The 12,371-nt window shown below is 68.2% G+C and carries 10 protein-coding genes and 2 tRNA genes; 8 read left to right on the top strand and 4 right to left on the bottom strand.

Annotated features, from left to right (window positions below; genetic code table 11):
- Positions 1-66: 66 nt before the first annotated feature.
- The gene (locus tag NK1_RS03465; protein ID WP_063007115.1) at positions 67-1,017 is read right to left on the bottom strand and encodes a threonine/serine dehydratase; all 951 of its coding nucleotides are present in this window, start codon (positions 1,015-1,017) and stop codon (positions 67-69) included.
- Positions 1,014-3,050, bottom strand: a complete 2,037-nt coding sequence (locus NK1_RS03470; protein ID WP_063007116.1) for a bifunctional copper resistance protein CopD/cytochrome c oxidase assembly protein — start codon at positions 3,048-3,050, stop codon at positions 1,014-1,016. The genes NK1_RS03465 and NK1_RS03470 overlap by 4 nt, the downstream gene beginning before the upstream one ends.
- 181 nt (positions 3,051-3,231) lie before the next feature.
- Between NK1_RS03470 and NK1_RS03475 the strand changes: the two genes are divergently transcribed.
- The 3 genes from NK1_RS03475 (at position 3,232) to NK1_RS03485 (ending at position 6,810) form a co-directional block, all read left to right on the top strand.
- Positions 3,232-3,305: transfer RNA gene (locus NK1_RS03475), tRNA-Arg, on the top strand.
- 308 nt (positions 3,306-3,613) lie between these two features.
- On the top strand, positions 3,614-5,440 hold the full coding sequence (locus tag NK1_RS03480; RefSeq protein ID WP_063007117.1) for a glycoside hydrolase family 15 protein: 1,827 nt from the start codon (positions 3,614-3,616) through the stop codon (positions 5,438-5,440).
- The gene (locus NK1_RS03485; protein WP_063007118.1) at positions 5,437-6,810 is read left to right on the top strand and encodes a glucose-6-phosphate dehydrogenase; all 1,374 of its coding nucleotides are present in this window, start codon (positions 5,437-5,439) and stop codon (positions 6,808-6,810) included. The genes NK1_RS03480 and NK1_RS03485 overlap by 4 nt, the downstream gene beginning before the upstream one ends.
- Before the next feature lie 393 nt (positions 6,811-7,203).
- On the opposite strand, the gene NK1_RS03490 is transcribed toward NK1_RS03485, so the two are convergent.
- Together NK1_RS03490 and NK1_RS03495 are read right to left on the bottom strand one after the other, a co-directional pair.
- Positions 7,204-7,623, bottom strand: coding sequence for a PPOX class F420-dependent oxidoreductase (locus NK1_RS03490; protein ID WP_063007119.1), 420 nt, complete (start codon positions 7,621-7,623; stop codon positions 7,204-7,206).
- 49 nt (positions 7,624-7,672) lie between these two features.
- The gene (locus NK1_RS03495; RefSeq protein WP_063007120.1) at positions 7,673-8,233 is read right to left on the bottom strand and encodes a DUF2165 domain-containing protein; all 561 of its coding nucleotides are present in this window, start codon (positions 8,231-8,233) and stop codon (positions 7,673-7,675) included.
- A gap of 240 nt (positions 8,234-8,473) precedes the next feature.
- Here NK1_RS03495 and NK1_RS03500 point away from each other — a divergent pair, with 240 nt between their 5' ends.
- The 5 genes from NK1_RS03500 to NK1_RS03520 all read left to right on the top strand — a co-directional run bounded on the left by NK1_RS03500 (position 8,474) and on the right by NK1_RS03520 (position 12,229).
- Positions 8,474-9,859, top strand: a complete 1,386-nt coding sequence (locus NK1_RS03500) for a dihydrolipoyl dehydrogenase family protein (RefSeq protein WP_063007121.1) — start codon at positions 8,474-8,476, stop codon at positions 9,857-9,859.
- Between the two features lie 57 nt (positions 9,860-9,916).
- Positions 9,917-10,258, top strand: coding sequence for an MmcQ/YjbR family DNA-binding protein (locus NK1_RS03505; RefSeq protein ID WP_063007122.1), 342 nt, complete (start codon positions 9,917-9,919; stop codon positions 10,256-10,258).
- Between the two features lie 37 nt (positions 10,259-10,295).
- On the top strand, positions 10,296-10,739 hold the full coding sequence (locus tag NK1_RS03510; protein WP_063007123.1) for a nuclear transport factor 2 family protein: 444 nt from the start codon (positions 10,296-10,298) through the stop codon (positions 10,737-10,739).
- 111 nt (positions 10,740-10,850) lie between these two features.
- Positions 10,851-12,065 carry a DUF445 domain-containing protein gene (locus NK1_RS03515; RefSeq protein ID WP_063905887.1) on the top strand — a complete coding sequence of 405 codons (1,215 nt, stop codon included), beginning with the start codon at positions 10,851-10,853 and terminating at the stop codon, positions 12,063-12,065.
- Positions 12,066-12,153: 88 nt separating this feature from the next.
- Positions 12,154-12,229: transfer RNA gene (locus NK1_RS03520), tRNA-Gly, on the top strand.
- Positions 12,230-12,371 lie beyond the last annotated feature (142 nt).

The raw sequence follows: 12,371 nt of genomic DNA on the forward strand, positions 1-12,371 counted from the left end.
TGCCGAATGCGGATATGTGGACAACTCACGCAGATGTGAACAGACGTCGTTTCCGAATTCGCGTCGCTAGAGGTTGCTCACGTCCGTATTGGCGCCGCACAGCACGATCACCGGCCGCTCGCCGGGCTCCGGGACATAGGCCCCGCTCTGCACGGCGGCCAGCGCCACCGCGCCCGCCGGCTCCACGACCAGACGGAATTCGCGCCACAGATATTCGCGCGCCATCGCGATCGCATCGTCGCCCACCAGGACCGAGCCGACCCCGTAGCGGATCGCGGTGTCGAGTGCGATGTCACCGATCCTGGTGGCACCCAGCGCATCCGCCGCGATGCTGTCGACCGGCACATCGACCGGGCGCCCCGCCGACAGCGCCGCATACAGCGTCGGCGCGCCCTTGGGTTCGACGCCGATCACCCGCGACCGTGGACCGAGCGCGATGGCGATACCGGCCATCAATCCCCCGCCGCCGACCGCCATCAGCACCGGCGGCCGACCGCGTACCTGGCGTTCGATCTCGAGCCCGACCACACCGGCCCCGGCGACCACCGCGGGCAGATCGTAGGCGTGCAGTTGCAGCGCGTTGCGCTCCGCGGTCACGGCGTCGGCGTGGCGTTTGGATTCGGCATAGGTCGTTCCGTGCCACAGCACTTCCGCGCCGTATCCCCACATCGCCGCGACCTTGGTGTGCGGTGCGGTTTCCGGGACGACGACGGTACAGGGGCGCCCGCGCAGCGCACAGGCCAGCGCCGCGGCGATACCGGCATTGCCACCCGAGGCGATCACCACCGGACGGTCGTCGTCCGCCGACTGCAGCAACGCGTTCAGGCTCCCCCGCACCTTGAACGTGCCCCCGTGCTGCAGATGTTCCAGCTTCAGGGTGACCTTGACCGGCCCCTCGGGACCGGCCACCTCGGTGTGGAACACGGGCGTGACCCGCACGGCGTCACCCAGCCGCTCGCGGGCGGCCCGGATGTCGGCGCGAAAAAGGCGCGGAACCCGCGCGGGCGCCTCGGTCACGGTTTCACCTCGCGGTCGCGTTTCGCCAGTTCGGCGAACATGGCGTTGTGCGCGGCCAGGGCGGCGTCGTGGTCGCGCTCGGCGGCCCGGTCGAAGCGTTTGGCCGTGCGGTTGTCACTGCGCGACCACTGCACCAGCAGGGACAGCATCACGAGCACCAGCGGAATCTCGCCGCTGGCCCAGGCCAGACCGCCGCCGGTGCGCTGATCGCCGAGCAGATCGGTGTTCCAGCTCAATCCGAGTCCGCGGTAGAACCACTCGCCCATCACCGTGGTCATACTCATCAGGGCGACGCCGAAGAACGCGTGGAACGGCAGCGATCCGAACACCATGCCGACCTTCGTGAGCGGCTGCACCTGACGCGGTTTGGGGTCGATACCGAGAACGACCCAGTAGAACAGGTAGCCCGATACCAGGAAGTGCAGATTCATCGCCAGGTGGGCGCCGTGCTCGCCGACCACCGCATCGAAGATGCCGCCCAGGTACAGCGCGTAGAAGCCGAGGATGAACAGCGCCGCGGCGACGGCCGGCTGCGTCAGGAAACGAGAGACCGGATTGTGCACCGCGGCCAGCACCCATTCACGCGGTCCGGGCGGTGCGTCGCGACCGGCGGCGGGCAGGGCGCGCAGGGCCAGCAGCACCGGGCCGCCCAGCGCGAACAGCACGGGCGCCAGCATCGACAGCAGCATGTGCTGGGCCATGTGCACGCTGAACATGGCCGGGGCGTAGCGGCCCACACCGGAACTGGTGGCGATCAGCAGGACCGCACATCCGCACAGCCACGCGACGGTCCGGCCGACCGGCCAGGCGTCGCCGCGTGCGCGCAGTCGCCGCACGCCCACCAGATACAGCACCGCCAGCACAATGGCGAGCGTGCCGAACATGATGTCGAACCGCCAATCGAACAGGATTCGGGCGGCGGTCGGCGGCCCGGCCAGGTTGTACCCGAGTTCGACCTCCGCGGGCGAGGGCACCCGTTTCAGATCCGGCGGTGGGGTGCGGCCCAGCCCGACGGCCAAGCCGATCGTGGCCGCGAAGATCAGCACCTCGACTCCGGCGTAACTGATCAGGGCCGAGCGGTCGCGGGGATTGTCGGCCAGCGCCGGAAGGGCGCGGCGGCGCTGCAGGAATCCGGCGACGCCGAGCAGGCAGAGCGCGACCGTCTTCGCGATCACCAGCCGGCCATAGGTGGTGGTCGACAGTTCGTCCCACGGCACCCGGACCCAGGCGTTGAGCACGCCCGACACCGCGACGACCGCGAACGCACACGTCGCCACCACAGAGAATCGCCGTGCGGCGAGACCGGTGTATTTTCCGCCTCGCATGGCGTAGGCGAGTACCGCGAACAGGCCGCCGACCCACACCGCCATGCCGCCCAGATGCAGAATCAGGCTGTTCGTCGCCACGTCGTGGGCGCCACCCGAGGACGAATGTCCGGTCAGCGCAACCGGAATCAGGCACAGCAGCGACCAGCCGAACAACACGGGCGTCCAGCCCCAGCGCAACGCCAGCCGGCAGCCGACGGCGAGCAGAATCGCCATGATCGCCGTGGCGCGCCAAGACCCCGCGACATCGACCTTGTCGATGGCATGCCAGATCTGATCGGGCCGCAACACCGAGCGCACGGGCTGGCCGGTGGTGTCCGACAGGGTCAGCGGCACCAGCAGCGCCGAGGTCACCGCCCAGGCCAGCGCCGCGATACCGGCACGACGAAGAGCCCGGTAACCGCCGACATCCAGCAAGCCGTCGCGCTGCGGCGGGCACAGGAACGCCGCGAAGAGCAGCGATCCCACGGCGATCGCGGCCGAGAAATCGGCCAGTGCCCGGACCGCGGGCAGACCGTAGGTGGTCAGCGGTCCGGGGTCGGGAATGCCGAGCAGAGTCAGCGCCTGCGCCGCGGACAGACTGACCACGATCGGCGCGACCAGGGCAGTCAGACCGACAGCGACCACCGCCAGCACCGGGAACGCCGTCGCCTCCGGCCGCACGGCCTGGGGGTCGGAATCGGCGGGCGGGTCCTGCGGTGACGACATACTATTCAGCGTAGTTGGCGGCCCACTTCACAGCCTTCCGGCCCCGAATCGGCCCGCTCACTGTGACGAGGCCGACAGTCGCACACGACGCTGTCGATGACCAGCACGGATCTGGACGCTCGCTATAATCAACTCGCTGGACACGCTGCCTCAAACCGGGCATGGTGTTTGGTACTGCCATGCCTCCGTAGCTCAGTTGGATAGAGCAAGGGCCTTCTAATCCCTAGGTCGCAGGTTCGATTCCTGCCGGGGGCGCTTTGTCGGTCCAACCTGCGCACATTTCGGGTTGGGCTGTGGTTACCCAATCGGTTCAACGCTCAAACACACAGAAATTCCTGCCCGATTCGGCACCCTGGCCGCCGCGAGCAGCTCTGGGCCGTCGACACCCGATCTCCGATTCCGGCATCGTCTGCGACAACCCGCGAGCTTGCGGTAGCCAATTGATCGCCCGCTGCAGCATTTCGGCCAGATATCGGCCGATCAGTTCCGCTTTCCGCACGGATGCCAGCTGATAGCCTTCCCCCTAGTTGTCGCCGGGCGTTCCATTCGTGGAAGGGGATGGCGTGCACGATCCCGATCCACCGTTCCGGCCGATCCGCCGGAGCGACGGGTATCTCCCGCTGGAGGACTACGGTCTGATCGGAGACGGTACGACGGCCGCGCTGGTCGGGGTGGACGGTTCGATCCCGTGGCTGTGCCTGCCGCGCTTCGATGCCCAACCGCTGTTCTGCGGGCTGCTCGACCATGCGCGCGGGGGCCATTTCACCGTCGCGCCGACCGATCCACTGGAAGGCCGCCAGCGCTATCAGCCCGATACCGGCGTGCTGGAGACCGAATTGCGCAGCGCCACCGGCATTCTCCGCGTGACCGATGCCATGGTGGTGCGCCCCGGCTCGGACCTCGGCGACGACGCGCCCGCCGATCGCTCGGAACTGGTTCGCTCCGCGATCGTCGTGAGCGGGCACGTGCGGGTGTCGGTGGAGATCGCCCCGCAGGGCGGCGCGCAGTTGCGGCCGGTGCTCAGCGGGCTGGAGATCCGGGTCGCGTCCCAGCCGAACCTGCGGCTGCATCTGCGCGCCGACCGGCAGCTGGACGGCGTGCACACCACCGTCGACCTGGCGCAGGGCGAGCGGTTGGAGCTGGTGCTGTCCTGGGGACGCTTCCACCGCCACCATCGCTTCGACGCGGCGGCGATGCTGCGCCACACCGCCGACGCATGGCGCTCCTGGATGCGGACGTGCACCTACGACGGTCCCGAACAGGCACTGGTCCGGCGCTCCGCGATCACCCTCAAACTCTGCGATCACTGGGTGAGCGGATCCGTCGTCGCGGCACCCACGTCGTCGCTGCCCGCGCCGATCGGCGGCGTCCGCAACTGGGACTATCGCTACGTGTGGATCCGCGACGCGTCGTATGCCGTCTACGCCCTGCGCCGCATCGGTTTCCGGAACGAGGCCGACGCCTTCCTGGGCTGGGTACTGGACGCGTTCGAGCGCAGCGGCCAGCCGCGCATCATGTACGACATCGACGGTGATCCGGTTCCCGACGAATTGGTCGACACCGGCCTGGAAGGCTACCGCGCGAGCGGCCCGGTGCGCTGGGGCAACGGCGCCACCGATCAGCGCCAGCACGACGTCTACGGCGAAATCCTCGATTGCGCCGACCAATGGCTGCGCACCGGCGGTGAGCTGCAGCCGGTGCTGTGGTCGAACCTGTCCGATCTGGCCGAGGCGGCGGGGCGCTCGTGGCAGGAACCGGATCAGGGAATCTGGGAAGTACGCAGCGCGGGGCGGGTTTTCACCTATTCCGCGGCGCTGTGCCAGGTGGCACTGCATCGCGCCGCGTCGATCGGGGAACGCTTCGACCTGCCCGGTCCCCTCGCGATGTGGCGCAGCACCGCGAACGAGATCCGCGAGGCGATCCTGAAGAACTCGTGGGACGAGCGGGCCCGGACGCTCAGCGCCCATCTCGACGGTGGCGGCGAACTGGATGCGAGCCTGCTGGCGCTGCCGCTGCGCCGCGTCGTTCCCGCCGATCATCCACGCATGGCCGCGACGACCGCGGCGGTGGCGGATCGGCTGGGCGCCGGCGACGGCCTGCTGTATCGATACCTGCACGAGGAATCACCGGACGGCCTGCCCGGCGACGAGGGCGCGTTCGTGCTGTGCAGTTTCTGGCTGGTCGACAACCTCACCGCCCAGGGCCGGCTCGAGGACGCCGAGCGGCTCTACAGTTCGCTGTGCGCCCGCGCGAGCACCGTGGGCCTGCTCGCCGAGCAGATCGACCCGTCGACCGGCGCGTTCATGGGTAATTTCCCGCAGGCGTTCAGTCATATCGGCATCATTTCCAGCGGGGTGAAGCTCGCGCGAGCGAAGGCGGGTGCGCCGTGATCACGCGTCTGGTCGTCTTCGGCGGCACCGGCGATCTCGCCGGGCGATACCTCTTGCCGGCCTTGGCCGCGCTGTTCCAGGCCGGACATCTGGACAGCCGCTTCGAGGTGGTGTGCGCCGATCGCAAGGGCCGCGGCGACGAAGAGTTCCACGAGTGGGTGGTGACCCAGCTGGAGCATCATGCCGGGCAGGCGCCGCCCGAGGCGAGAAAGGCGGTCGCCGCGGCGACGCGGTACCGCAGGGCCGACATCCAGAACTCGGACGAGGTGGCGGCGGCGATCGCCGGCGACGGCCCGGTGGCGGTCTACCTCGCCCTTCCCCCGGCAGTGTTTCCCGTCGCGATCACGACCCTGCACGAGGTGGGACTGCCCGCCGACAGCCGGATCGTCCTCGAGAAACCCTTCGGCGAGGATCTCGAGAGCGCTGAGCGGCTCAACCGGCTGCTGGCCGATCTGTTGCCCGAGCGAGCCGTGTTCCGGGTCGACCACTTCCTCGCCATGACCACGGTGCAGAACCTGCTCGGCAGCAGGCTGGCCAATCGCGTGCTCGAATCCATCTGGAACAGTGCGCATATCGCCAAGGTGGAGATCGTCTGGGACGAAACCCTCACCCTCGAGGGAAGGGCCGGATATTACGACCATGTCGGTGCCCTCAAGGACATGGTGCAGAACCACCTGCTGCAGCTGTTGTGCCTGATCGCCATGGAACCCCCGATCACGCTGTCCGAACGGGATCTGCGCGACCGGAAGGTCGACGTGCTGCGCTCGGTGCGCCCGCTGACCGATGCCGACGTCGCCGCGCATACGCGCCGTGGGCGGTATCTCGCGGGACGCATCGGCGATCGCGACGTTCCGTCCTACACCGACGAGGACGGCGTCGACGCGCGTCGACGCACCGAAACCTTCGCCGAAGTCGAATTGACACTGGACAGTTGGCGCTGGTCGGGAACGACCTTCGTGTTGCGCAGCGGGAAGGCGCTGGGCAACGATCGCAACGAGGTCGCCGTCCACTTCCGCCCGGTACCCCATATGCCTTTCGGCCATCAGGGGACCCCGGAACCCAATGTGCTGCGGTTCGGGCTCGCCCCGGAAAGCCTGTCGCTCGGTCTGACCACGGTCGGTGCCACCGCCGGAACCCTGGTGCCGCTTACGCTGACCGCCCAGGTCCAGCCGCCGGAGTTGCCGGCCTACGGCAGACTTCTGCTCGATGTCCTGAACGGTGACCCCGCCCTCTCGATCCGCGCGGACGAGGCCGAACAGGCCTGGCGGGTCGTGACGCCGATCCTGTCGGCGTGGTCACGTGACGTGGTGCCGCTCGAGGAGTATCCGGCCGGGTCGCACGGTCCCGCCGATACCGATCACAGCGGATGACCATCCGTGTCCGCGGCAGACGATCTCGCGTTCTGTGAACGTCCCCTCGAACGCCTGCGGCCCACCACATCCGTGATGTGGTGGGCCGGGGTGTGTCGTGATGGGTGGTCAGGCCGCGCTACCGCTGGCCCCCAGCGCAGCCAACATGTCCACGAGCACAGTCAGAAAGTCCATTCGGGTTCGTACCTTTCGATTCAGCGGAGGGTGCCAGCATGCATGTCGAATGTTGCCGCAAGGTTATGCGCCGGTGAAGTCGAATCGGCCGCGCCCACTCAGACCATGTTCCTGGCCCTGGAAACCTCGCCGGGACCGCGGGAGGGAATGCGGGCCTTCATGGAAAGCGCGCGCCGCAAGGATTCCCGAGGGGCTACCCACTCCCGAGGAACGCCGCCGTCAGGGCAGCATGCCGTAGGCGCGGGTGGGACGCAGACGCGCGATCACGCGGCGGTCTGCGACCATCGCGCGGCGATAGTCCTCCCAATCAGGGTGCTCGCCGCTGAGCGCTCGGTAGTAGGCGATCAACTCCTCCACCGTAGCGTCGTCGGTGCTCGCGGCCACCGGGGTCAGTTCGACATCGGCCTCCAGGACGGCATAGGCCCAGAAATCGTCGCGCGTGACGTGCAGGGCCGCCCACGGCTCCCGGCCCAGATTGGCGTACTTGGCCCGGTCCGCGGTGATGGAGATCCGGACGATGCCGTCGGGCGCGACCCAGTGCGTGACGTTGGACAGCTGCGGGCGGCCGTTGCGGCGCACGGTGGTCAGGACGGACCGCGAGGTCGTGCGGGCGAAGTCGAGCGCGGTGTCGAGTTCCATACGGGCTGCAACTCGGGGCGGTCGGGCACTGTTCCCGAACGGCCGCAGTTCATTCCGAAAGCGCAGCGGCACTCGGCGCCGAGTCGGGCAGATGAACCAGCACCAGTCCGATCCCGGCAATCAGAAAGTTCTGCAACGCCGCCGACGAGGCGTTGACCTCCTTGTTCGCCCACATCCGGAACCACTCCCCGCCGACGGTCAAAAACGCCCCCGCGAACAGCAGCACCGCCATCGTCCAGCCGATACTGGACAACTTCGCCGCCGTGCCCGGCCGCACCGGCACCCGGCGTGGCCGACCGCTCAGCTCCCGCAGCCAGCAGGCCGCGGCGACCAACAGCACGAGGGCGATCGAGAATTCCCAGATCACCACGAGGATGTAGACGACGAGCGCGATGTTGCCGTTGGTGATCGCGCGCCAGTCGGTGCCCGGATTGTGGATCGTGGCCCGCATCGACAGCACGGCGCCCACGCCCCGGCGGTTGGTGACGGTATCGGTGCAGTTGGTGATCGCGACGAACAGATAGTAGAAGCCGGTGATCGTCGCCAGCGCCGCCACCGCCGTTCGCCGGCCACCGAGCACGTCGAGAATCCCCGCACCGCCGATTCGCATGCTGCCCACCTAAACGGTTCGGCGAAACCGCGTCAACCGCACCGGCTTCCCATCGACGACCATGCGCGAGCTGGCTTTTCACGAGATGCGGAGACTCGCGGTATCTCCTCCGAGACCACCCGGCGCAACGGAATGCCACGATCCGCACCTGTCGATCCCCCACCAGCGGCGTCACAGCTGTCACCATGGTCTGCGGGACCCCGCCGTCCCCACCGTGTCGAATCAGAGGAGCGTGATCGCATGCCCGCCGAAACCCCGGCGACCGAATCCGTGGATGCCGTCGTCATCGGCATGGGGCCCGGCGGCGAGGCCGTGGCGACCGAATTGGCGCGCGCCGGGCTCGCGGTGGTCGGCGTCGAAGGCCGGCTGCTGGGCGGCGAATGCCCCTACTACGCCTGCGTGCCGACCAAGATGATGGTGCGCGCCGCCGAGACCCTCGCCGAGGCACGGCGCGTGGGCACACTCGCGGGAAGCGCCCGGGTGCAGGCGGATTGGGCGCCGGTGGCGAAGCGGATCCGTGACGAGGCGACCGACAACTGGGACGACAAGGTCGCGGTCGAACGGTTCGAATCCGCCGGCGGCACCTTCGTGCGGGGCTGGGGGCGCATCACCGAGCCCGGCCAGGTCCGCGTCGATACCGCCGCCGGACCGCGCGATTTCCGCGCCCTGCGCGCGATCGTGCTGAACCCCGGCACCGCCCCGTCCGTTCCGCCGATCGAGGGCTTGGCCGACACCCCGTACTGGACCAACCGCGAGGCCGTGACCACCACCGAGGCGCCCGAATCCCTGATCGTGCTCGGCGGGGGGCCGGTCGGCGCGGAATTCGCGCAGATCTTCTCCCGGTTCGGAGCCGAGGTGACGATGGTCGTGCGCAGCCGGCTGCTCCCGCGCGCCGAACCCGAGGCCGCCGAAACACTGGCGAAAACCTTTGCCGAAGAAGGCATTTCGGTCCGCACCGGAGTCGAGACCACCCGAGTCGACCACGACGGCAGCTATTTCACGGTCCGGCTGAGCAACGGCGATCCGATCCGCGCCCAGCGCCTGCTGGTGGCCGCCGGCCGCTACACTGACCTGTCCGCACTGGGCGTCGGCGCCATCGGCCTGGACGAGCAGGCGCACGGCATCCGGGTCGACGATCGGCTGCGCGCCGCCGAGGGAGTGTGGGCGATCGGGGACGTCACCGGACACGGCGCCTTCACTCACATGTCGATGTATCAGGCGCGCATCGCCGCCGCCGATATCCTCGGCTCCCCCGGCGAACCCGCGCAGTATCACGCGGTTCCCAATGTCACCTTCACCGAACCGGAGGTGGGCGCGGTCGGGATGACGGAGTCGCAGGCCCGCGAGGCCGGACTGAGCGTCTGGACGGGCCGGGCCGAGGTCCCGGATTCGACCCGAGGCTGGATTCACGGGCCCGGCAACGCCGGATTCGTCAAGCTGGTCGCCGATGCCGATCGCGGCATTCTGGTCGGCGCCACCTCGGTCGGCCCGGTCGGCGGCGAGGTGCTGAGCGCCTTGGCCGTCGCGGTGCACGCCCGGGTTCCGGTCACCACGCTGCGGGAGATGATCTACGCCTACCCCACCTTCCACCGCGCGATCGAGGCCGCCCTCGCCGATCTCGGCTAGCGGGCCCATCTCGCCGAACCGCCCGCGAGGGCACGAATTCGGCCGCATAATCGGCCCATGGCCGATGCCGACGACGTCCGGCGGATTGCGCTGGGACTACCGGAGTCCACCGAGGCGCCGCATTTCGACATGCCGTCGTTCCGCGTCCGCAAGGCGATCTTCGCGACGCTGCCCGATCCCGCGCACGCGCACGTGATGGCGAGTGAAGCTGATATCCGGGAGGCGGTCGCGGAATATCCGGACTGCTGCGCGGAGAAGTGGTGGGGCCGGCGGCTGTCGGCGGTCCGCGTCGACCTCGGCGCCGCCGACACCGGCCTGCTGAGCGAGTTGCTCACCGACGCCTGGCGACACAAGGCGCCGCGCACGCTCGTGCGCGCCTTCGACGCGGCTTCCGAATAGCCCGCATCGTCGCCGAGCCGCTACCACTGGAGGAAACATGCTGTCGCTGCAAGAGATTTCGGATCGGATCGAGATCGAGGATCTGATGGTCCGTTACTCCCATGCCGTGGACACCCAGCAGTGGGAGCTGCTCGACGACATCTTCACCGCGGACGCGCACATCGACTACTCGGCCATGGGCGGCGCCAGCGGTGGACTGCCCGAGATCAAGAAGTTCCTCGCCACGGTGATGCCGAACTTCCCCGCCTTCCAGCATCTGATCAGCAACTCCTCGATCACCGTCGACGGGGACACCGCCACCGGCCGCACCATGTGCCACAATCCGATGCTCCTCGGCGGAGCAGAGGGGCAGCAGAACCTCATGCTGTGCGGCCTGTGGTACCTGGACACCTTCACCCGCGTGGACGGCGCGTGGCGGATCGCGCGGCGGGTCGAGGAGAAGAGCTACATGTTCCTGGCCGCCACACCCGGCTCTCAGTAAGCGCTTCTCTAGAACCTGTTACAGTTCGCGCGTGCGGCTCGACACTTCTCCATCGTTCCGGCGCTGTTCGCCGAATCACCGCTGTGCAGCGATTTCCCACCGGGCGGACGCGTGATCGCCGATTTCACCGAGCACTGGCTGCTCTACTGCTCGATTCCGGTGATCGCCGCGTTCATCGGCTGGACCACGAAACTCGTCGCCGTCGAAATGCTGTGCCGCCCCTTGGAATTCCGCGGCATCCCGCCCTGGTTCGGCTGGCAGGGCGTGATTCCCAAGGCGGCGCCGCGGATGGCGACGATCGCGGTGGATCTGATGTTCTCGCGGCTGATCGATCCGCAGGAGATCCTCGGCCGCATCGACGTCGCCGAGCTCACCACCACGCTGCGCGAACCGCTGGACGACGCCGTCGCGCACACCGTCGACGAGTTGATGATGCGCTACGAACCGCGGCTGTGGGTGACCATGCCGCAGTTCGCCCGCGAGGCGATGATCCGCCGCGTCCAGCGCGATGTCCCCGACCTCATCGACGAGATCGTCACCGACCTGCGGACCAACCTCGACCAGATCATGGATCTGCGCTCCATCGCCATCGACACCCTGGTCAACGACAAGGCGCTGCTCGTGGAGATGGTGCGCCGGGTGGGCCATCACGAGTTGCGCTTCATCGTGCGCTCCGGCCTGTTGTTCGGCACCCTGCTGGGCTTCGTGCAGATGGTCACCTGGGCCTTCACCCACTCCTCCTGGCTGATGCCGCTGTTCGGCGGATTCACCGGCCTGGTCACCGACTGGCTGGCGCTGCAGATGATCTTCCGGCCGGTGCGGCCGTGGCGGATCTACGGCCGCATCGGCTGGCAGGGTCTGTTCCACAAGCGCCGCGAACAGGTCTGCGTCGACTACGGCGATCTGATCGCCACCGAAATCCTCACCCCGGCCAAGATGCTCGAGGCGGTCCTCAACGGGGAGCGCTCGGACCGGCTGGCGTCGATCCTGGCGCGGCGGATGGACGAATTCATCGATACCCAGTCCGCACCCGCGCGACCGCTGGTGATGCTCGTCGCCGGCGACTCCATCACCCGGGTCAAACGCGAGATCGTCCCCGAGATGCTGGCCTACATTCGCAGTGCCGCAGCCGGATTCGAAGACCACGCGATGCGCACGCTGGATCTGCGCAACCTGGTGATCGAGAAGACCCGCCAGCTCACCGACGACGAATACGAAGGGTTGCTACGCCCGGCGTTCAAACAGGACGAGTGGAAACTGGTCGCCATCGGCGGTGTGCTCGGCTTCCTGGTGGGTGAATTGCAGGTCCACCTCCTGCTCAGCTGAGGACCGATGCGCAGCGCGCTGACCTGCTGATTCGCGGTTGCGCGCCGCTATCGGCTATTGTTTTTCTCGCACCGCCGCAGGGCGGGATGCGGATGTAGCGCAGTTGGTAGCGCATCACCTTGCCAAGGTGAGGGTCGCGGGTTCGAATCCCGTCATCCGCTCCACGAAAGCACCGGACCGCCACGAAAGTATCGGGCCGGTAGCGTCCTCCTCGCTCGAGCGCATTCGATATCCGCTTCTTCGAGCGCTCACCCTTCCTCGTTCGGCACAGGCGATCGCACGTTCCGTTCCGAGGGCTCCCAGCAG

The sequence above is a fragment of the Nocardia kruczakiae NBRC 101016 genome (assembly GCF_001612965.1).
In the GTDB taxonomy this organism is placed as follows: Bacteria; Actinomycetota; Actinomycetes; order Mycobacteriales; family Mycobacteriaceae; genus Nocardia; species Nocardia kruczakiae.